Genomic DNA, 18,186 nt, shown 5'->3' on the forward strand with positions numbered 1-18,186 from the left:
AGGAAGTAGATTAATATGTTTTTTTATAAGCGTTACTAAACATATCAAATTAGCTCATTTGCACGAAAGGCTCAATTTTCGCCATAAATGATTGATGCAGCGCCTCAACGCTTGTTACTAAATGAAGGCGGTCAATAACGACAGACACTTTAATTTCTGATGTACTTACCATTTTAATATGAATATCTTCTTCTTTTAAAGTAGTGAACATATTTGCAGCGACACCTGGGTTAGATACCATGCCAGATCCTACGATTGATACTTTTGCTAAGTGATTTTCATGTTCTACAGATTCGTAGTGAAGAGTTTCTTGATTTTGTTCCAATACTTCTAATGTTTCTCTTAAATCATTCGAGTGAATGGAGAAGGAGAGATGAACAGTTCCTTCATTTGTAATACTTTGAATGATGATATCTACATTAATATGTGCCGCTGCTAATGTAGAGAAAACAGTTGAAAGTGAACCTTGTTCTAATCCTTTCACTGTGATGCGTGTAATATTATCTTCAAATGCAATACCTTTAACGATTGATTGTTGTTCCATGTTACATTCTCCTTTTACAATTGTTCCGTTTTCTTGTTCCATACTTGAGCGAACTTCTAAAACTACGTTATGATTTTTAGCAAACTCAACAGCACGCGGGTGTAATACGCCAGCACCGAGGTTTGCAAGTTCTAACATTTCGTCATAAGAAATTTCATCTAATTTATAAGCATCTTTTACAACTCGTGGATCCGTCGTATATACGCCGGTCACATCTGTGTAAATATCACATTTTTTTGCGTTTAGTGCAGCAGCTAATGCGACAGCAGTTGTATCAGAACCGCCTCGTCCAAGCGTTGTAATTTCAAAATCTTCACTGACTCCTTGGAAACCAGCTACAATAACAATCGTACCTTCAGCAAGATAAGATTGAATACGATCTGTATGAATGTCAGTAATCCGTGCACTACTATGTACAGATTCTGTCGTAATACCAGCTTGCCACCCTGTTAATGAAATTGCATGATAACCTTTTGCTTGCAGTGCCATTGTTAATAATGAAATAGTTACTTGTTCTCCTGTAGATAGAAGCATATCCATTTCACGTTTACTTGGATTTTCTGTGATAGCGTTAGCGAGTGCGACAAGTTCATCTGTGCTTTTTCCCATTGCTGAAACGACAGAGACAATGCTATGACCTCGTTCATATTCTTCAATAATTAAATTTGCTACATGTTGAATGCGTTCGACGCTTCCGACAGAAGTGCCACCGAATTTTTGAACAATTGTTTCCATTACAGATTCCTTCTTTCGTCTATTTTTAAGAATAGATTAGGAAATATATAAATCCCAATACTCCTGTAGTTACCAGAAAGACAAACAAAAAACACCATCTCAAATAAGTGAGGATGGTGCTGTTACAGGAAAAGGGAAACAGAAAACGGAGCTAATAAAAAAACCGCCAAAAAAGGAATATCATAAAAAATGATATCTCTTTTTTGTAGATAGCTCTTCATACGTACACGTCTGTACATATGACAGTTCTGTTTCTATTCGAAAACAGCCCCAATTGATAAATGCAGAGAAACTTATCAATTTCGGCAATACTTCCTTTCATCTAAGTTCATAGACATCTCTGTGTCTCCATTAGAATACTTATAAGTATCGCAACCTCTATCTCACGTTTTAGGCGAGAGTGTTTGATTTATGAAGTTGTTGGTAACATTTGTTTTATAATAATTTAAATTTTTCGGGGAATCAAGTGTTTTATATATATTTTAAAAATTCTTTCTTTTTTTCTGAGGAAGTTTGTGAAAAATGTAGCAAAATAAATTCATTGCATGTACATTAAACTTATAGTGCATAGGAGGTGGGAGAATGAAAAGGAAACAGCCTATTTATGTTGCGACAAAAATGAACACGACGATGGGAAAATTATGGGAATATACGCAAGAACCAGATATACATACAGAGTGGGATGCTCGCTTTACTGAAATTTCGTATTTAGAGAAAAAAGAAGGAGAACCACAGAAGTTTTTGTATAAAACAAAGATTGGATTTGGGTTTGAAATAGCTGGAGAAGGGGAATCAATAGGTGAAATAAGAAAAGATATTTTAATGCAGTTATGCAATTGGATGGAAACGAAAATGAAATTGTAGATTATTTTGGCGAACCACATTTACTCGTTTCTACACTGCATTTTCATATCGATGAGTTAGGGGCAATGCATATTTCTTCAAAGAAACAATGGTTTTATATGTTTGGAAGAAAAATGCCGTTACCAAAATTTTTGTATGGTGAAGCAAAAATTGTTGAAAGTTATGATGCAACACTACAGTGTTTTCGAATTCATGTACAAGTACGAAACCCGTTAATTGGCTCGCTTTTTTCATATAAGGGAACATTTGTGGAAAGGAAATAAACGATATGAAAAATATAATATTTGGGCTTGCTTGTTATGTTGTTTTTCTAATATATGAGTGGTCGAATATAAATCCTGTTGAAGCAATTATATTATTATCTGTTTTATTATTTATACCAATGTCACTTTGTATTATTGATAAAAGAAAAAGAGATGGATCGTATTTATTATTTTATAAATTCGTATCGTTTTTATATCCAATCGCAGCAATTTGTGCAATGCTAGCTTTCGTCACAAATTACAATGTATTTGCGCTAGTTTGGTTTGTATATACAGGAATTGTTGCGTTATTTGGTGTAAGTAGATTGCTAGAAAGAGGATGGAAGCCGTTAGAAGAGATCGCCATAGATAGTGCGTTTATTTATTTGTTTTTAGGTGGTTTTTGGTTTTTTGCTTCAGTAGCAAAACTTTCAATTATGCATTTTAGCTCTGACATTGTTTTACTCACAGCAGCGCATTTTCATTATTCGGCGTTTCTATTGCCATTATCAGCTGGTTTAATAGGGAGAAAAAGAGAAAAGAGAAGTAAAGTATATGATGCTATTATGTTTATCATCATGATTTCACCTATGACAGTTGCAATAGGAATTACATGCTCAAGAGTATTTGAATTTTTTGCAGTGTTCCTATATTTATGTGCGATTTATGGGTATGGATTTTACGTTTGGAGAGTAAAATTTAATGCTATCAGTGCAAAGATTCTTCTAATCGTTTCGTCTAGTACACTCATGGTTACAATTATGTTCTCACTTATATATTCATACGGAAATTTGAAGCATGTAATGACGATTACAATTGCTCAAATGGTTTGGATTCACGGTGTTGTCAACGGAATTGGAGTAGCGTTACCGGCATTTGTCGGCTGGATGATCGAAAAGAGTGTTCCGAATTATAAATACTATGGGAAACCAATGAGTAAATTAAGAGGAAGTGTGGCAATTGGTGAGGCTTTTTTATATAGCGGCAATTTAGTAGACAGTAAGGAATACAACGGTTTAGTCGATAAAGTAAATGACTTTCATAGTAAGTCATTTGACGTGACGAAGGTACCTTTAAGTATTATTCGTTTTTATGAAAATACAACAGAGTATGAGTTGCAATCAAATATTAAATGGGCTCGTTGGTTCCGCCTATTTGCATTTTGTTATGAGAAAATGAGCAAGCATGTAGGACAAATACATTTAGGGATGGGCGGCAATTGGGAAACGATGCATGGCTCTATCATTAGTGTAATAGATGAGAAAGATGGAAGAGCGAATGTAAGGGCTTGGATAAGGAAAAATGAAGCAGGTGAATCTATTTTTGTAGCTCTTTATTCAAAGCATACAAATAAGAATGAGACATATATGAATATCGCCTTACCTTTACCTTATTCGAATATGACTGGTATTTTGAAACTATATAATGATAATCATGATTTAATCATTACTAGTAAGTTAAGAGAAAATGGCCAGGGAGATGAGGGGATTTATTTACATACTCGGTTCTTAACAATCCGTTTACCGTTAGCAGAGACTTTCATCATTACAGAGGGTAAGGATAAAATGTTAACAGCTCATCATAGCATGTGGCTATTTGGACTTGAATTTTTACATATTCATTATAAGATTGCAAAAATTGCACAGAAGTAAGAAAGGCTTGGATGGGTTTCCAAGCTTTTTTATGTATGGGTAATTGTCATAGAAATTTGTTTATTTAGCTCATTATCCCAAACACGTTGAATTTCAAAAGTGCCTGTTTCAAAAAATAATGGGAATCTTTCTTTAAACCAAGTTTGCATAGGTAGCTTTAGTGCTGTATCGATTGGTATCCATAATAATTCACCCTCAGGAGGATTCAAAAGAAGTTCACCTTCAAATGAGTCTGTCCAATAGTTAAATACCATATATCGAACATTACCTTTCGGATTGACATATTCATCTAATCCTTTAAAAGTTAAATTGGAAACAAGTAATCCAGTTTCTTCTTTTACTTCTCTTATAGCGGCTTGAACGATACTTTTGGGGAAATCTACTTTGCCGCCAGGAGCGATGTAGCCAGGGAAACCTCGATGGCTGGGGTGTTTTATGAGTAAAATTTCATTGTTACGTTGGATCATACACATTGTATAGATCTGATGTTCGATGTTATGTGAATTTGGAGGCATAATGATGTATTCTCCTTTATATTTTTTTGATAATTTTACCATAACATAATTGTTTCTTATATAATTAGAAATGGAATGTTATAAATTTTCAGTTATATATTATAAATTCTATAGTCATTCGAAAAGAGGGGAGAGACATGCAAGGAGAAATACAAAAGGAGAAAAGTTTAGGTTATGTTGGTAAATTATTATTACCGGTTAAAGTATCACCACACTTTAAATTTTTATGGATTGGACAATTACTCTCGGTCTTAGGTAGTTCGATAACTATGGTCATACTCCCAGTTGTTGTGTATTCATTAACTGGTTCAACAGTTGTAATGGGGATGACGATGGCAATGTACATGCTACCTAATATTCTTGCCTTACCGTTTGCGGGTTTAGTTGTAGACCGAATTGATCGGGTTAAATTAATGTTATTTACGGATATAATCCGCTGTATATTAATGCTATTACTTGCATCGCTTATATTTATGGATTTATTAACAATTACAATTTTATATATTCTCGTTGCCTTATACGGACTTATGGAAGGGATATTCCAACCAGCATATTCTGCTGTAAGGGCGAGAGTATTCGTCCCTGAAATTCGTAATGCAGCTAACGCACTCACTCAAATGAGTAATCAAGGTATACGATTAATTGGGCCAGCACTTGGTGGGTTAATCGTATCGGTTGCGTCTGCAGGGATAGGCTTCGGACTAGATGCAGTAACGTACTTATTATCATTTTTATGTTTATTATTTTTAAAAGAAATTAAGTTTAAAAAAGTAAAGTCTATTGAAAAGAGTAACATTGATTACAAACAAGAGTTTATGGCAGGTGTTTTCGTTTTAAAAAGTCATCCTTGGCTATGGATTACAATTTTAGTCTTTTCTTTTATAAATATTTGTTATGCCGGCATTATCGTCGTATTAATTCCATGGTTATTTAATGTTCATCATCATTTTGAAGCTTACTTGTATGGACTTGGCATGGCCTTTTCTGGTGGTGGAGCTGTAATTGCCGCATTAATATTTGGTGGGAAAGAGCGGTGGCAGAAGAGAGGATTACTGGCTTATGGAGGTGTTTTAATTAGTGGGATTGCTTTATTAATTATGCCATTCATTTCTTGGGCACCTGCTTTAATATTCTTAATGGCAATTGAAGGATTCGGCATGATGATATTTGGACTCATTTGGGAAACGAGTTTACAGGAGCTTGTACCAGAAGAAGCGTTCGGAAGAGTGGCAAGCCTTGATATGTTGGGTTCTTTTGCTTTATTGCCATTAGGGTACGTAGTTGTAGGCTGGTTAGCTACTGTCATAGGTGGAGAGATAACTATTATAACACTAGCTAGTTTAGTAATTTTAACAATTGGAATCGCATTGTCTGTACCGAGTATTCGTCGATTTGATTGATTATATGGGAAAAGAGGGCGATATGCATGACTATAGAAAACTTGAAAGATATAGTAACAAGGCAATTAGAGAGTCAATACATTTTGGAAGAAAAGGTCTTTGAAGCAAAAAATTTTACAGTCTATATCTCTACCCAAATAGAAAATAACTTAGCATATAATCAACTAGTATTAATAAAACATCTTTGTAATGAAAAGCCTTCCATACACATTTGGCACAAAAAAATTAGTATGGAAGCAACAAAATTAGAAATCACAAAAGAAGTGACGGAAGCGATACAAGCAGGTTTCAAAAAAGAAGACTAAGCCCTAAAGAAATTAGGACTTAGTCTTCATTAAATACAAATGTTTGTTTCATTTTTTTACCTTCATTTACCGGATGGCCGTTATAAGAGAAATTCTTTTCTTCCCAAGTGATTACAACTTTAAAATTATGACTATTAAAGTCTAATGGGAATACCATGTAGTCAAAGCTTGTATGACTTTTAGAAATATTTTCATTAGGTGTAGTAGGTTTAAAGGTAGCCTTAGAGGTAGGATTGTTATCAAGTATTTCCACAGATACGTTTGATACATCATGACCGATGTTTTTTACGAGTAAACTATACGTATCAAATACACCTTGTTTCGGCTGGATTGCTTGCTTGTTTGAGTTATGAGATTTATCAATTTCGACATACCATTGTTTAGACTTTGACGCAATCGGTAGTGACTGAAATGTGTAAGCACTAGCTTGCATTGGTAGTGCTAAACATATAAGCGTAAAGAGAGTTAATATTTTTCGTTTCATTTTTTTTAGAGCTCCCATTCTTTAATGGATTTACTTGTTATTATCTTCTTTTTACGAGTAAATATACCATATAATGTAAAGTGGTTATTGTGAGTAGTGAATTAATATATTATTCACTACTCTTATAGCTGGCATAATTACGTATGTAGTAAGAAAGAATAAATTTGTTTTTTCTATACTTAGATTGCTACCCTTTTTAAAAGGGCTATTTTTATGTTTTAATAAAAAGAATATACTAAGAGTTCCGTATAAATTATTTATTTTAATGTAGTTAAATGTGCTTGTATATGTGAAATTAGAGAGGGAAGCTGTGTAGAGATGTTTCTACACAGCTTTTTAGGATATGAAAAAATTGCCAAAAATATGTTAAAATAACATTGTCATACAACAAGGGGGATTTGTTTTATGGAAAATGGACATCTTGCTAAAGTAGACTTAACGAAAAAAATTGAATCAAAATCTAAGTACAATAAGAAACTCGAAAAATATCAAAGGCGCTTATTAGCATTACAACAAATTTTGAAAGAAGAAAAAATCGCGGTTATGCTTGTTATGGAAGGATGGGATGCGGCTGGTAAAGGTGGGGCAATTAAGCGGGTGACGGAACATCTTGACCCACGTGGGTTCCAAGTAGATCCAATTGGAGCGCCTGCACCTCATGAAAAACGTTACCATTATTTGCAACGTTTCTGGCGCAAAATTCCACAGTACGGGCAAATTACTATTTTTGATCGCTCATGGTACGGTCGTGTGTTAGTTGAGCGTGTTGAAGGTTTTGCTACAAAGGAAGAGTGGATGAGAGCATATGATGAGATTAATGATTTTGAAAAACTACTAACAGATGACCATTACATAATGGGGAAGTTCTTCTACCATATAAGTAAAGAGGAACAGTTAAAGAGATTTAAAGATAGAGAGAAAAATCCTTTGAAAAGATGGAAAATTACAGACGAAGATTGGCGTAATCGTGAAAAATGGGATGAATATGTTGAAGCGATGGAAGACATGTTTGAAAAAACAAGTAAGCCAAATGCGAAGTGGCATATTATTGAAAGTAACGATAAATTGTATGCTCGTGTGAAAACGTTAAAAATTATTATTTCATTCATTGAGGATTATTTCTTAGAACATGGTATAGAATTGCCTTCTTATTATTATGAAATGAAAGAGGATATTGAAGTTTTGCAAGATGTAGGTGTGAAAGAGTAAAAAAGAAAATGGCCCTGTGAATTGGTGAAACCAAATTATGGGGCTTTTTTATTTAGAAACATTTTACAATTAACAGAATAAGGTATATAATCAATAATCATATTAACATTGTTAATATGATTATTGATTATATAATGTGTGGGGGTTTTACTTTGAAGGGAAGAGATGTTGTTTTAGGTTTATTAATGGAAAAGGAATTGTCTGGTTACGATATTAAAATTGTGTTTGAAGACGTATTTACTCATTTTTTTGATGGAAGTTTTGGAATGATTTATCCAACGTTACGACAATTGGAGAATGAAGGGAAAATAAAAAAAGAGGTTGTCATGCAAGAGGGGAAACCGAATAAGAAGATGTACTTTATTACAGATGAAGGACGTGAAGAGTTTTATCAATACATGCAGACGCCTGTAGAGAAGGATGTTTTACGTTCGGATTTTTTAATGAGAATGTATTTTGGTAACTATAGTGATGATGTAACAATAAAAAAATGGATTAAAGATGAAATTGAAAGAAAAGAAGCGTACATTGCAGATCTTCGATTGAAATATGAAAAGTGGAGAGTAGGTATTACTTTCGTCGAAGAAATTTCACTAGATGTAGGTATTGCATCTTATAGTGCACAAGTGGAGACTTTGAAGAAAAAATTAGAAGAGTTAGAGGCGAAAGAAAACAATAAAACAGAAGAATGAAAAACGCGTTCACAATAAATAAAGGGGTATATAAAGATGGAGCAATCAAAGGGTATTAAGATTGTCTTTTTAATGTGTCTAGGTATCTTTCTTTGTATGATTGATACGACAATTATGAATATAGCTTTACCGGCAATACAATCGAGTGTAAATACTTCGTTAGAAAAGATGTCTTGGGTATTAAATGTTTATACAATGACGATTGCAGTACTTGCCATTCCGTTAGGGCGGATAGCTGATATCTTTGGAAAAGCAAAGATGTATATTCTGGGTCTGGTGATTTTTGGTGGTGGATCGGTACTTTGCGCTTTTGCTAATACAGGTGATTTTCTTATTTTTTCTCGTTTTATACAAAGTATTGGGGCAGCGATTTTATTTCCAACAAGTATGGTAATTGGTGTATCAGCTATGCCATTAGCTAAGAGGCATGTTGCGCTTGCAATTTTAGGAGTAACACAAGGATTGTCAGCTGCTATGGGACCAGTAATAGGTGGAATTATTACGCAAAATTTAGGATGGAGATGGGTGTTCTTCGTTAATGTTCCGGTTTGTATAATAGGAATCGTGTTATGTTGCATCATGCTACAAATAAAAAATGAAGAACGTATTATCTCAAAAATAGATTGGATAGGACTACTATTAAGTAGCACAGCAATTTTTTCATTTACTCTCATATTAGTAAAAGGTAATACATGGGGATGGCAAAGTAATATTGCTTTGTCTTGTTATGCAATTAGCACTATTTCTCTTATTCTATTTATTTTAGTAGAACGAAAGATTCATAACCCAATGGTGAATTTAAAGTTATTTCAAGATCGAATGTTTGTCGGAGCGTCGATCGTTGTTATATTGAGTAATTTATTTTTAATTGGAGTTACTGTATTGCTTCCAACGTTCTTGACGAAACTACAGGATCGAACGGAAATTGAAGCGGCTTTTTTAGTGACACCTATTTCAGCAATGATATTTTTTGTCTCACCAGTTGCAGCAACTTTAATTAAAAAACTCGGAAAAGTAACTATTATTTTGTCAGGATTTCTTGTTATGGGGCTTTCCTACTATTGGTTGCAAATGATTGATGTTCATTCAACAAATATAGAAATTATTATTCCATGTATGATATTAGGTGTTGGATATGGTTTAGTAGTGGGGCCAATTACAGTTTTAAGTGCGTCTTCGTTTGAAGGAGAATTGTTAACTGCTTCTCAAAGTGTTGTATCAATGTTACGACAAGTTGGAATTGTATTGGCAGTCGCAATATTTGTCTCTAACTTAACTCACAATTTAACTGTAAATAAAGAAAAAGTATATCGTTATGCAGAAGAAAAGGTGCGTACTATTCATGTGAATAGTACTGAGCAAACTGAAATTTTACAAATGACTAAAGAGAAAATAGAGAATCAAAGTTTAGAGTCGAATATAAATAAGAAACAAAATGCAATGACAATGGGATTAAGTAAAGAGAAAAAGGAAGAATTGATTCGCGACAAGACGGATGAAATATTAAGAAAAGTTCCAGTAGAATATAGAGATGTAAAAAGAGAAGAAGTTATGAGGAAAGTGACAAAAGAAGTTGAAAAACAAGAGGAAAGTATAAAGAAAGAGGTACTCACATTTTCAAATGATGTGAATCATTATGCCAAGAATCAGATGGCTATGAGTTTTACAGATTTATATAAAGCAAGTGTGCCAATTATTTTAATTTGTGCTTTCGTAAGTTTGTTGTTTTGGGAAGGGAAAGCTTTGAGTAAAAAGAGAAAGGGAAGGATAGTAGAAGAAGCGTAAAGGAAAACAGGCTGCTATTAGCCTGTTTTCCTTACGTTAGTATGAAAAATCTGGATTTAATTCTTTAAATTTATGACTATAATGCCTTTTATTATTAAAACCAACAAAATCAATTCCGACGCAAGATTCTAAATTTCCGTCTACAATCGTAGAATCCACGAAGCTTAAATGTTTTAATTTTTGTAGTTCTTTAATGAATTGTAGATTTCGTATGTTACCACAACTTGATAAGATGAGAGTTTCTAATTCCGTTAAATAGCGCAAATATTCGTGGTTTTTAAGCTTACTGCAATGGTCGAATTCGATGTGTTTTAAAGTTGAAGCATTGTTTTCAATTTCATCAATATGCTCTAAATTTCTTAAATAATTGAGTTCTAAATGCTTTAATTTAGGTAATGACCTACATCCTTTTAATGAATTAATGTTCCCTTGTGTAATGCTTAGTTTTTCAATTTTTTGTAAAGACATTAATTCTTCAAGGTTCTTTTGTTTCGGTTTGTATTTCCAAATGTACAGTTCTTTTAAGTTAGGACAAGATTCGAAGCCTTTAATGTTTTTATTACACTTTATGTGAAGTTCCTCTAAATTTGTAAAGCTTTCTAGCTCTGTTAAGTTTAGTGGAACTTGTGGTTCTTCTAGTGATAAAGATTTTAAGTTTTTTAATTTATATAGGGCTGAATAATCAGTAATATATATACTACTAATGTGTAAGCTTTCAATTTGCGGGCAGTGTTCAAGAAAATTAATATGGTGCAAACTATACCTAAGGTCATTAATGTAAACATCAGTAAAGTTGTTTGTATTAATGAAGTCTACGTATTCATCCAGTCTGTTTTCATGGATTTGTACTGTGCCATCCATAACTAAAAAGTTTTGTGGTTTCTTTTTGATAGATATTTGTAAAGGATTCATGTATTGAAATATTTCTGTCTTGTTTTCTAAAATAGTTTCAACACTTCTTTTGACAGTTGGAACATTGTCTCTTTGTTTGTAAGCTATTAAGGTTGACTTTATTTCTGACGGATCTGCTAATAAAATTTTTGGATCCATTTCATGTAGTACATCTTCATTTGCAGGTATACAGCTAACCATTGCATCAAGTGCTATTAAACTTAAAGGGTGTCCTTTTGTTAGCCAAGACTTAATTCGTCTCCAAGTTAGTTGTGATACTGCAGCTAATTGCGCCCAATCGTTATGAAATGATACTGCATGTTCCTCTATCCAATCTAATGTTTCTGAGGATTGAAAAGAATGCAGACAAATGAAGGAAGTGGTCGGAAGCTCACTTTTTAATACTGTTTTTAGCCTTTCTATTACTAAAGGAAAGGCTTCTTCAAATGGTAAACAATAAGCTGCAGCGTGAGAAAGAGGTGCAAGTAAATCTTCATCAAATGCCTTCCACAGTTTTCTTATCCAATCTGAGGCGAATTCTCCTAGTATACATATAACAATCTCAAGTAATCTAGTTTTAATTACACCATTCATTGTGTTTGAAAAGCGGTTTATAACAGCATCTAGTACTTCGTTTTGATCGTACCTATTAAGAGCTTCAATTTCTGCTTCTTGAAGAAACCATCTAGTCATGGTGTAATCAAGTAATTCCTCTAAACTAGAGCGAACTTCTTCTAAAGTGGGCACGGGTGTAAGTTTGTGCTCATTCATCTCTAATTTTGGTTGCTTCGCTTTACCATCTTCTTCATAAAAACTATCATGCAAATAATATTTATAAGGTGAGTGAATCATTACAAGGTGGTACCATTCTTTAGGATGTAAAGATAACGAAATAAGACGCTCATGACATTGGTTACATAATTTATAAGGTTGATTTGCTTGATCGGATTCTTCTATTTTATATACTGGATCATGTTTGCAAGCTTCACATAATTCTACTGTTTTTTTCATTGTTTCCTCCTTGCCTATTGTGAATAGTAGTATTTTTAATATAGCATGGGATAAGTCGAGTATGATTAGAAAGTTTTTTAGAATGAAAGGAAGGAATGGAAAATGCCATTGAATATGTAACGTTATACATAGTACATTAACAAGAGGGATTAATTTTAAAAGGAGGATGGGGAATTGCTAGATAAGGCAGGGGCTTTAATAGATAATCATGTGTACACAGAAGAAGAGCAACAAAAACTATACAAACGAACGTTAATAATCGTCAGCATTTCACAAATGTTTGGCGGTGCAGGACTAGCTGCTGGTATTACAGTGGGCGCACTTCTTGCGCAGCAAATGCTTGGAACAGATGCGTTTGCAGGATTACCAACTGCTATGTTTACATTAGGATCGGCATTAGCAGCTTTCATAGTAGGGAAGCTTTCGCAACGATATGGACGCCGGATAGGTCTTGCAACAGGGTTTATAGTAGGTGGATTTGGAGCAATTGGTGTTGTAATGGCAGCTTTAACAAATAGTATTATTCTTTTACTTATTTCTTTACTTATATATGGTGCTGGTACAGCCACGAATCTACAAGCTCGTTATGCAGGTACAGATTTAGCAGATAAGAAGCAGAGAGCAACGGCTGTTAGTATTACGATGGTAATGACGACTTTCGGTGCAGTTGCAGGACCAAATTTAGTAGGGGTAATGGGAAGTTTTGCTCATTCAATTGGAGTTCCTAAACTTGCAGGTCCGTTCATACTATCGGCAGCAGCATTTATACTGGCGGGTCTAGTTCTTTTTGTTATGCTTCGTCCAGATCCTTTGATTATTGCTAACATAATAGAAAGATATAAACAGGAACATACATATAAAGGACAACCAATAACAGAAGAAGCGAAAGAAAATAAACGAGGTATTACAGTTGGAGCAATCGTAATGATACTTACGCAAATCGTGATGGTTGCGATTATGACGATGACGCCAGTTCATATGGGACACCACGGTCACGGTTTAAGTGCAGTAGGACTTGTGATAGGTTTTCATGTAGGTGCAATGTATCTTCCATCTCTCGTTACAGGAATGTTAATTGATAAAATTGGCCGAACTACAATGAGCATAGCTGGTGGAGTGATTTTACTTGCAGCGGGTGTCATAGCTGCGATAGCGCCAAGTGATTCTTTATTATTATTAATCGTTGCTCTGTCTTTACTTGGGCTAGGATGGAACCTCGGATTGATAAGTGGTACAGCACAAATCGTTGATTCCACAACACCGTCTACACGTGCTAAAACACAAGGGAAAATAGATGTTTTTATTGCGCTAGCTGGAGCTTCTGGTGGAGCAATGTCAGGTATGGTAGTAGCGAATTCAAGTTATGCGGCATTGTCATTGGCTGGAGGCGTGTTAGCGTTATTACTTATTCCTGTTGTGATATGGTCTCGAAAAGGGGCAAGAAATTAAATGAAAAAGAGGTTCTAGTTACTGGCTAGAGCCTCTTTTTATACACTTAAATTAAATTCCACTCTACAATAAGCCCTAAATGCGTAAGTCCGCCACCAAATCCGTATAGTAAAAGTGTGTCTCCGTTATTTAATTTCCCTTCTTTTATAGCTAAATTTAAAGCGAGTGGAATGGTGACTGAAGAGGTATTCCCCATATATTCCACGCTCGTTAATGTTTTTTGTATTGGAATTTGAGACTTTTCGCAAATAGATTCGATCATTCGTAAGTTAGCGCTGTGGGGTATGAACCAGTCTATATCATCTACTTGCATATTTACGGTATGTAATAAATTTTTTATGCCTTTTGGTACCGTGCGTGTTGCCCATTTATATACTTCTCTTCCATTTTGAACGATTTTTTCATTTGTTTGCAGTGGTGTGCCATTCATAGTAGTAGATAAGTTTGTTCTATATAGATGAATGCCGCCATCACCGTTTGTTCCCATGTGAGCAGCGATAAAGCTTGGGGTGTTTTCATCTCTTTCTAATAAAATAGCTCCAGCACCATCACCGAATAAAATACAGGTCGTTCTATCGGTATAATCAGTAACTTTAGATAATGTCTCTGTCGCTACGACAAGTACTTTTTCATGTGATCCAGAAGTGATTAAGCTATTACCGACGTGTAGTCCATATGTAAAACCAGCACAAGTTGCATTTAAATCAAAAGCTAGTGTATGAGGTATGTTGAAGTATTGTTGTATTTGGCAAGCAACACTAGGGAAAACGTAATCAGCAGTAGTAGTAGCGACAATGATACAGTCGACATCTTCTAAGTTTTTCTTATATGTTGTACATAAATTTTCAATTGCTTTAATGGCTAAGTTTGAGGAGTATTCTTCGTCGCTAGCGATTCTTCTTTCCTTCATTCCTGTTCTTTGTACAATCCATTCATCATTCGTATGGACCATCTTTTCTAAATCGTTATTAGACAATATTTGATCTGGAACATAAGTACCAATTGCAGTAATACGAGATTTAGAATGCATAGGAACATCTCCTAACTTTTATTTTTATAACCTGATACTAATATTAGGTTATAAAAATGTCAATAAAGATTTTTGTTGTATTAAAACGATAATACTTAACTTACTATGAAGGAATTTGGCGAGTGCTGTAAAAATAATATACGAGAAGTTTCTAAATTTGATAATTGCTTTTGTTATTTTTATTGTGAGAAAAACTCGCAAAAAATGACGATTAAAGTAAAAATATAAAGATTTTCTTTCGTGTGATATAGGTTGTTAAACCTTGTGAAAGCGAATTACTTATGCTACACTTTATGTAACTTAAAATGAACGGAGGGGCTTCCTTTGATCTTAATCAGATTACGTCTCAATACTTTGTGCCAATAATTGAATAGCGCTCAAAGGCTCTGTCTGTGTACAGAGTGAACGGGATTGGTCTGCCTATTTTAAAGGAACCCTTTATTAAGCTTATATGTGAAAAAGAGGGAGGGACGAATACGCCCTCTTTTTGTTTTGCCTTTATAAATAGAATGGGGTTGTATAAGTGAACACTTACTGTGGATACGTATACAATCTTGGGACTTTTTGACTATAAAATAGGATGAAAGCATAGCTTTCTTCTATTTCTTTGGTGAACCCTTATCCGTTTACGAAAACACAGGCAGCGACCTGTGTTTTTTATTTTACGTAATCGAAATGGAGGAATAAATATATGGAAGAAGTATTACAAAGAGCAGTTTTAGTTGGAGTAAATGTAGGTAATGAAGATGATTTTGCATATTCGATGGAAGAGTTAACAAATCTTGCGGAAGCTTGTGATGTAGAGGTAATTGGGCAAGTAACGCAAAATTTACAACGAGTAAATCCATCGCATTATATCGGAAAAGGAAAGATTGAAGAAGTTGCAGCGTATGTACAAGAAATAGATGCGAATATGGTTATCTTTAATGATGAATTATCTCCTTCACAAATTCGAAATTTAGAAGAGGATTTAGATTGTAAGGTAATTGATCGTACCATTTTAATTTTAGATATTTTTGCGCAACGTGCGAAAACGAAAGAAGCACAGCTACAAGTAGAAGTAGCACACCTTCAGTATATGATGCCTCGTTTAATCGGTCTTCGTGAATCGTTAGGGAGACAGAGCGGCGGCGTTGGTACGAAAAATAAAGGTGTCGGTGAAAAGAAGTTAGAGTTAGACCGTCGTAAAATTGAAGAACAAATTTCAGTTTTGAATAAAGATTTAGAAGCGCTCGTTGCCCAGCGTCAAACGCAGCGAAAGCAGCGTAAGAAAAATGAAATACCTGTTGTAGCATTAGTAGGTTATACGAATGCAGGAAAGTCAACGACGATGAATGCAATGCTTGAAATTTATAATGGTACAGAAGAAAAACAAGTATTTGAAAAAGATATGTTATTCGCGACGTTAGAAACATCTGTACGAAATATTGATTTGCCAGATAATAAATCATTTTTATTAACAGATACAGTTGGATTTGTAAGTAAATTACCACATCATCTTGTGAAGGCGTTCCGTTCAACGTTAGAAGAAGTAGCGGAAGCAGACCTACTTATTCACGTTGTAGATTACGCAAATCCAAATTATGAACAATTAATTGATATTACAAATGAAACGTTAAAGAAAATTGGAGTAGAAAATATTCCAACGATCTATGCTTATAATAAATCAGATATGGTAGATGTTGAAATTCCGAAAGTGCAAGAAGATCGCGTTTATTTATCAGCGAAGAAACATGTTGGAATTGAAGAACTTGTAGAAATGATTCGCTCACACATCTATAAAGAATATACGAAGTGTGAAATGTTAATTCCATATGATCAAGGACAGGTAGTTTCGTATTTCAATAATCATGCACACGTTTTATCTACGAGTTACGAAAACGAAGGTACCAAATTACAAATAGAATGTAAGACGAGTGATTACGAGAAGTATAAGCATTTTGCAATTTAATGTAAGAGGCAACCCAGTATGTGATTGGGTTGTCTTTTTTTTGTACTGTTTTACCGCTGAAAGTTACAAGGATGCAAGCCAATGACGGGAGTTAAGTTATATTTCTGGAAAAAGAAATGAAAGCAGTATAGAATAGAAATGTTTCAAAAGTCAGAATTTATTACACCTACTGTAATAAATATATATTTTGTACAGAAAGGGGAGATTCACATATGCAGGCAGTTTCACACAAAAAAACTGTAGAAACACCGACAATATATCGAATTTTATTTGCGATTAGCTTTGGGCATTTTTTAAATGATTCGATGCAAGCAGTTGTGCCGGCGTTGTTTCCTATTTTGGAAAAAACGATGAATTTATCCTATATGCAAGTAGGGTGGATTGCGTTTGCGTTAAATATGACGTCATCGATTATGCAACCGGTGTTTGGTATGTATTCAGATAAGAAGCCGTCACCATTTTTATTACCACTCGGCATGTTTTCAAGTATGCTTGGAATGATTGGACTCGCGTTTGCACCAAACTTTATTATTGTTATTATTTCTGTTTTATTTATTGGTTTAGGTTCCGCAGTCTTTCATCCAGAAGGCGCTCGTGTTGCGTATATGGCGGCAGGTGCAAAACGAGGGTTAGCGCAAGCAATTTATCAAGTTGGGGGAAACACGGGGAATTCTTTAGCTCCTATTTTTACAGCGCTAATTTTCGTTCCACTCGGTCAAATTGGTTCATTAGGTTTTACAGCATTTGCAGCAGTAGGAATTGCATTATTAATTTTCGTATCGAATTGGTACAAAAATGAATTAGCAACCGGTGCTGTAAGAAGGAAGAAGAGGGCTGCACTTGAGGCGGAAAATGCAATTGTAAGTACACACATTAAATTCGTTATTATACTTCTTGTTTTTCTTACTTTTGTACGCTCTTGGTACGGTGCTGGTATCGGGAATTTCTATCAATTTTACTTAATAGAGCATTACGGTTTATCTATAAAAAATGCCCAGTATTTCGTATTCGCATTTATGATTGCTGGTGTGTTAGGCACTTTCTTCGGAGGACCGTTAGCAGATCGATTTGGTAAGAAAAATATCATCGTATTTTCAATGTTAGGTTCAGCGCCACTTGCACTGTTATTACCACATGTCTCACTTGTGTGGGTCGTACCGTTATTTTTATGTATCGGTTTTATTAGTTCAAGTAGTTTTAGTGTAATTGTTGTATATGCACAAGAGCTTGTGCCTGGAAAAGTGGGAATGGTGTCAGGATTAATCGTAGGTCTTGCATTTGGACTTGGAGCATTAGGTGCTGTAGTTCTTGGGAAATTAGCAGATATATATAGCCTGCAATTTATTATGCTATTATGTAGTTGTCTACCATTAATTGGACTCACTTCATGGTTACTGCCAAGTGATAAGAAAACGATAGAATAGGGG

14 protein-coding genes, 2 pseudogenes and 1 riboswitch are annotated in these 18,186 nt (G+C 34.5%); of the genes and pseudogenes, 11 read left to right on the plus strand and 5 right to left on the minus strand.

All coding sequences use genetic code 11. The features are described 5' to 3' along the window. Positions 1-49: 49 nt before the first annotated feature. Complete coding sequence (locus MR112_RS03020) at positions 50-1,279, minus strand: aspartate kinase (protein WP_000448040.1); 1,230 nt, start codon at positions 1,277-1,279, stop codon at positions 50-52. A gap of 202 nt (positions 1,280-1,481) precedes the next feature. Beyond that, positions 1,482-1,668: riboswitch (Lysine riboswitch) on the minus strand. Positions 1,669-1,861: 193 nt separating this feature from the next. On the opposite strand from MR112_RS03020, the pseudogene MR112_RS03025 reads away from it, so the two are divergent. The 3 genes and pseudogenes from MR112_RS03025 to MR112_RS03035 form a co-directional block, all read left to right on the plus strand. Beyond that, a pseudogene (locus MR112_RS03025) lies at positions 1,862-2,140 on the plus strand (hypothetical protein); the annotation flags it as partial. Continuing rightward, positions 2,083-2,406, plus strand: a pseudogene (locus MR112_RS03030) (DUF4166 domain-containing protein); the annotation flags it as partial. The pseudogenes MR112_RS03025 and MR112_RS03030, both read left to right, overlap by 58 nt. Before the next feature lie 5 nt (positions 2,407-2,411). After that, the gene (locus MR112_RS03035) at positions 2,412-4,037 is read left to right on the plus strand and encodes a YndJ family protein (protein WP_242244773.1); all 1,626 of its coding nucleotides are present in this window, start codon (positions 2,412-2,414) and stop codon (positions 4,035-4,037) included. Positions 4,038-4,066: 29 nt separating this feature from the next. Here MR112_RS03035 and MR112_RS03040 read toward each other — a convergent pair whose 3' ends face one another. Next, entirely contained in the window at positions 4,067-4,552 is a 486-nt protein-coding gene (locus MR112_RS03040) for an 8-oxo-dGTP diphosphatase (RefSeq protein WP_001134941.1), read from the minus strand. Between the two features lie 137 nt (positions 4,553-4,689). Here MR112_RS03040 and MR112_RS03045 point away from each other — a divergent pair, with 137 nt between their 5' ends. After that, positions 4,690-5,952 (plus strand): MFS transporter, encoded by a 1,263-nt coding sequence (locus MR112_RS03045; protein WP_001161169.1) that lies wholly within the window; start codon positions 4,690-4,692, stop codon positions 5,950-5,952. Between the two features lie 26 nt (positions 5,953-5,978). Then, positions 5,979-6,257 carry a hypothetical protein gene (locus MR112_RS03050; RefSeq protein WP_000151374.1) on the plus strand — a complete coding sequence of 93 codons (279 nt, stop codon included), beginning with the start codon at positions 5,979-5,981 and terminating at the stop codon, positions 6,255-6,257. A 19-nt stretch (positions 6,258-6,276) separates the two neighbouring features. Here the strand turns inward: MR112_RS03050 and MR112_RS03055 are convergent, their stop codons facing one another. Further along, the gene (locus MR112_RS03055) at positions 6,277-6,741 is read right to left on the minus strand and encodes a hypothetical protein (RefSeq protein ID WP_000823336.1); all 465 of its coding nucleotides are present in this window, start codon (positions 6,739-6,741) and stop codon (positions 6,277-6,279) included. 405 nt (positions 6,742-7,146) lie between these two features. On the opposite strand from MR112_RS03055, the gene MR112_RS03060 reads away from it, so the two are divergent. The 3 genes from MR112_RS03060 to MR112_RS03070 all read left to right on the plus strand — a co-directional run bounded on the left by MR112_RS03060 (position 7,147) and on the right by MR112_RS03070 (position 10,427). Then, positions 7,147-7,950: a polyphosphate kinase 2 family protein gene (locus MR112_RS03060; protein ID WP_000427315.1), complete on the plus strand. Its 804-nt coding sequence runs from the start codon at positions 7,147-7,149 to the stop codon at positions 7,948-7,950. A gap of 152 nt (positions 7,951-8,102) precedes the next feature. Continuing rightward, entirely contained in the window at positions 8,103-8,642 is a 540-nt protein-coding gene (locus tag MR112_RS03065; RefSeq protein ID WP_000678333.1) for a PadR family transcriptional regulator, read from the plus strand. 36 nt (positions 8,643-8,678) lie between these two features. After that, on the plus strand, positions 8,679-10,427 hold the full coding sequence (locus MR112_RS03070) for an MFS transporter (protein WP_000438110.1): 1,749 nt from the start codon (positions 8,679-8,681) through the stop codon (positions 10,425-10,427). Positions 10,428-10,463: 36 nt separating this feature from the next. On the opposite strand, the gene MR112_RS03075 is transcribed toward MR112_RS03070, so the two are convergent. After that, the gene (locus MR112_RS03075; RefSeq protein ID WP_242244774.1) at positions 10,464-12,329 is read right to left on the minus strand and encodes a leucine-rich repeat domain-containing protein; all 1,866 of its coding nucleotides are present in this window, start codon (positions 12,327-12,329) and stop codon (positions 10,464-10,466) included. Between the two features lie 174 nt (positions 12,330-12,503). On the opposite strand from MR112_RS03075, the gene MR112_RS03080 reads away from it, so the two are divergent. Then, the gene (locus MR112_RS03080; protein WP_000884513.1) at positions 12,504-13,778 is read left to right on the plus strand and encodes an MFS transporter; all 1,275 of its coding nucleotides are present in this window, start codon (positions 12,504-12,506) and stop codon (positions 13,776-13,778) included. Positions 13,779-13,824: 46 nt separating this feature from the next. Here the strand turns inward: MR112_RS03080 and MR112_RS03085 are convergent, their stop codons facing one another. Then, complete coding sequence (locus MR112_RS03085; protein WP_000555752.1) at positions 13,825-14,808, minus strand: ketoacyl-ACP synthase III; 984 nt, start codon at positions 14,806-14,808, stop codon at positions 13,825-13,827. A gap of 691 nt (positions 14,809-15,499) precedes the next feature. On the opposite strand from MR112_RS03085, the gene hflX reads away from it, so the two are divergent. Next, the gene (gene hflX / locus MR112_RS03090) at positions 15,500-16,759 is read left to right on the plus strand and encodes a GTPase HflX (protein WP_000393283.1); all 1,260 of its coding nucleotides are present in this window, start codon (positions 15,500-15,502) and stop codon (positions 16,757-16,759) included. 212 nt (positions 16,760-16,971) lie between these two features. Beyond that, positions 16,972-18,183 carry an MFS transporter gene (locus tag MR112_RS03095; protein WP_001149398.1) on the plus strand — a complete coding sequence of 404 codons (1,212 nt, stop codon included), beginning with the start codon at positions 16,972-16,974 and terminating at the stop codon, positions 18,181-18,183. Positions 18,184-18,186: the final 3 nt, after the last annotated feature.

It is taken from the genome of Bacillus cereus group sp. BfR-BA-01330 (assembly GCF_022663885.1).
Lineage (GTDB): Bacteria > Bacillota > Bacilli > Bacillales > Bacillaceae_G > Bacillus_A > Bacillus_A cereus.

Coding starts and splice junctions, on each gene's coding strand:
- hflX (WP_000393283.1), top strand. CDS start 15,500: ATGGAAGAAGTATTACAAAGAGCAGTTTTAGTTGGAGTAAATGTAGGT.
- MR112_RS03070 (WP_000438110.1), top strand. CDS start 8,679: ATGGAGCAATCAAAGGGTATTAAGATTGTCTTTTTAATGTGTCTAGGT.
- MR112_RS03040 (WP_001134941.1), bottom strand. CDS start 4,552: ATGCCTCCAAATTCACATAACATCGAACATCAGATCTATACAATGTGT.
- MR112_RS03075 (WP_242244774.1), bottom strand. CDS start 12,329: ATGAAAAAAACAGTAGAATTATGTGAAGCTTGCAAACATGATCCAGTA.
- MR112_RS03050 (WP_000151374.1), top strand. CDS start 5,979: ATGACTATAGAAAACTTGAAAGATATAGTAACAAGGCAATTAGAGAGT.
- MR112_RS03020 (WP_000448040.1), bottom strand. CDS start 1,279: ATGGAAACAATTGTTCAAAAATTCGGTGGCACTTCTGTCGGAAGCGTC.
- MR112_RS03060 (WP_000427315.1), top strand. CDS start 7,147: ATGGAAAATGGACATCTTGCTAAAGTAGACTTAACGAAAAAAATTGAA.
- MR112_RS03035 (WP_242244773.1), top strand. CDS start 2,412: ATGAAAAATATAATATTTGGGCTTGCTTGTTATGTTGTTTTTCTAATA.
- MR112_RS03045 (WP_001161169.1), top strand. CDS start 4,690: ATGCAAGGAGAAATACAAAAGGAGAAAAGTTTAGGTTATGTTGGTAAA.
- MR112_RS03095 (WP_001149398.1), top strand. CDS start 16,972: ATGCAGGCAGTTTCACACAAAAAAACTGTAGAAACACCGACAATATAT.
- MR112_RS03085 (WP_000555752.1), bottom strand. CDS start 14,808: ATGCATTCTAAATCTCGTATTACTGCAATTGGTACTTATGTTCCAGAT.
- MR112_RS03055 (WP_000823336.1), bottom strand. CDS start 6,741: ATGAAACGAAAAATATTAACTCTCTTTACGCTTATATGTTTAGCACTA.